A 3163-nucleotide genomic window follows, 5' to 3' on the forward strand; every position below is an offset into this window, starting at 1 on the left:
CGGGCCGCGGACGGCCCCGCCCCCGACGCCTACACCCGGCTCCCCGCCGGCAGCGTCACCGCCCGCGGCTGGCTCGCCGGACAGCTCCGGCTCCAGCTCGACGGCCTGTGCGGACGCTACGAGGAGCGGTCCCACTTCCTCGACTTCGCCACCAGCGGCTGGGTCCACCCCGAACGCGACGGGTGGGAGGAACTCCCTTACTGGCTGCGCGGATTCGTCCCGCTCGCCGTCGCCACCCGGGACCCCGACGCCCTCGCCACCTGCACGCGCTGGATCGACGCCGTCCTCGCCACCCAGCAGGACGACGGCTTCTTCGGCCCGCGCGCCCTGCGCACCTCCCTGAACGGCGGCCCCGACTTCTGGCCGTTCCTGCCGCTGCTCATGGCCCTGCGCACGTACGAGGAGTACACGCACGACGACCGCATCGTGCCCTTCCTCACCCGCTTCCTCGCCTACATGGAGACGCAGGGCAAGGGCGCCTTCGACAGCAGCTGGGTCTCCGTGCGCTGGGGCGACGGCATCGACACCGCACGCTGGTTGTACGAGCGCACCGGCGACACCCGGCTGAAGAGCCTCGTCGACAAGATGCACCGCTACGGCGCCGACTGGACCGGCGAGCTGCCCACCCCGCACAACGTGAACATCGCCCAGGGCTTCCGCGAGCCCGCCCAGTACGCGCAGTGGGCCGCCGAGGGCGCCGACGCGCTCACCCGGGCCACCTATCGCACCTACGACGACGTGCTCGCCGCGCACGGCCAGTTCCCCGGCGGCGGCATCGCGGGCGACGAGAACCTGCGCCCCGGGTTCGGCGACCCGCGGCAGGGCTTCGAGACCTGCGGCATCGTCGAGTTCATGGCCAGCCACGAGCTGCTCACCCGCATCACCGGCGACCCGGTCTGGGCCGACCGCTGCGAGGACCTCGCCTTCAACATGCTGCCCGCCGCCCTCGACCCGCAGGGCAAGGGCATCCACTACGTCACGAGCGCCAACGGCGTCGACCTCGACAACGCCCGCAAGACGGACGGCCAGTTCCAGAACGGCTTCGCCATGCAGTCCTTCCAGCCGGGCGTCGACCAGTACCGCTGCTGCCCGCACAACTACGGCATGGGCTGGCCCTACTTCACCGAGGAGCTGTGGCTCGGCACCCCGGACGGCGGACTCGCCGCCGCGATGTACGCGCCCTGCGAGGTGCGTGCCGAGGTCGGGTCCGGCCGGGTGCCGGTGACGGTGCGCGAGGAGACGGACTACCCGTTCGACGAGACCGTCACTCTGACCGTGCACGTCGCGGAGCCGGTCGCGTTCCCGCTGCGGCTGCGCGTCCCCGGCTGGTGCGACAAGCCCCGGCTCACCGTCGCCGGGAGCCCGCGGAAGGCCGAGCCCGGACCGTCGTTCGTCACCGTCGAGCGCACCTGGCACGACGGCGACCGCGTCACCCTGCGCCTGCCTCAGCGCACGACCCTGCGCACCTGGAAGGCCAACGGCGGCAGCGTCTCCGTGGACCACGGACCGCTCACCTACTCGCTGAGGATCGCGGAGAAGTACGTGCGCACCGGCGGCACCGACGCCTTCCCCGAGATCGACGTGCACGCCGCGACGGACTGGAACTACGGTCTGGTGCCCGGGAGTTCGCCGGTCCTGCGGCGCAGGGGCGGCGCCCTGTCGGACCGGCCCTTCACGCTCGACGGCACCCCCGTCACCCTCACCGCGCGGGCCCGCCGCATCCCCGAGTGGGTCGCCGACGACGAACACGTGGTGGCGCCGCTCCAGCAGAGCCCCGCCCGCAGCCGCGCGAGCGTCGAGAGCGTCACGCTCGTCCCGATGGGCGCGGCCCGGCTGCGCGTCACCGCCTTCCCCACGGCGGCCCCCGACGGCCACCCCTGGACGCCCGAACCGCCGTACCACCGCATCGGCAACAAGCACAGCGGCAAGGTGCTCGCCGTCGACTCCATGTCCACGGCGGACGACGCGCGCGTCGTGCAGTTCGCGAACACCGGGACCGGCGACCACGCCTGGCAGCTGGTCGACGCGGGCTCCGGCAGGGTGCGACTGCGCAACGGACAGAGCGGCAAGTACCTCGCGGTCAAGGGGAGTTCGACGGCCGACAGCGCCCTCGTGGTGCAGCACGCGGACGACGGCAGGCCCGACGTGCTGTGGACCCGGGTCGACCGGGGCGACGGCTGGTTCCTGCTGCGCAACGAGCACAGCGGCAAGGTCCTCGGCGTGGACGGGATGTCCACCGCCGACAGCGCCCAGGTGGTGCAGTTCGCGGACAACGGGACGGAGGACCACCTGTGGCGTCTGGAGTCTTGACGGGCTGTCGAGGCGCACGAAGAATGAGCCCGCACCACGCTGACAACGTTGTCGCACGTGCACGACGAGAGGGCGCACGATGAGAAGACCCACCCGCCGCACGCTGGGCGTGCTCGCGGCGGCCGCACTGCTCGGGACCGGACTCGGGGCGCCCGTCGCGCAGGCCGCGTCGGATCCGGCCGGACCGCTGACCGACCTGGTCAACCCGTTCATCGGCACCGAGAACGAGGGCAACACCTACCCGGGCGCCGCCGTGCCGTTCGGCATGGTCCAGTTCTCGCCGGACACCGGGCACAACACGGGTTACGACTACTCCGAGAACCACATCCGCGGCTTCTCGACCGTCCACCTGTCCGGCGTCGGCTGCGGCCTCGGCGGCGACCTCCCCGTCCTGCCGACCACGGGCGACATCACCACCACCGACTACGCGCAGTACGCGGCGGAGTTCAGCCACGACGACGAGCAGGCCTCGCCCGGCTACTACAAGGTCGGCCTGAAGACCGGCATCGAGGCCGAGCTCAGCGCCACCGAGCGCACCGGCGTCCAGCGCTACACGTTCCCGGCCACCGACAAGGCCAACGTGCTCCTCAACGCCGGACAGTCGCTCCACAAGGGCCTGCACACCAAGGTCGAGATCCTCGACGACCACACCGTGCGCACCGCCGTCACCGGCAGCGGCTTCTGCCAGGACACCAAGCCGTACACGGTCTACACGATCACGAAGTTCGACCGGCCCTTCACCGCCTCCGGCACCTGGAAGGGCGACACCGTCACCGCCGGCTCCAAGGCCTCGGACGCCGACGCCGAGCGCAACGGCGCCTTCGTCCGCTTCGACACGAGCAAGGACCGCACC

1 protein-coding gene and 1 pseudogene are annotated in these 3163 nt (G+C 71.9%); both read left to right on the forward strand.

Annotated elements, in window-relative coordinates; genetic code table 11:
- Positions 1 to 2310, forward strand: a 2310-nt coding sequence (locus GTW43_RS36125; RefSeq protein WP_161306205.1) for a beta-L-arabinofuranosidase domain-containing protein, incomplete at its 5' end; no start/stop codon positions are given.
- Positions 2311 to 2389: 79 nt separating this feature from the next.
- Positions 2390 to 3163 (forward strand): annotated as a pseudogene (locus GTW43_RS36130) (glycoside hydrolase family 92 protein); the annotation flags it as partial.

The organism is Streptomyces sp. SID5785, from assembly GCF_009870065.1.
GTDB lineage: Bacteria > Actinomycetota > Actinomycetes > Streptomycetales > Streptomycetaceae > Streptomyces.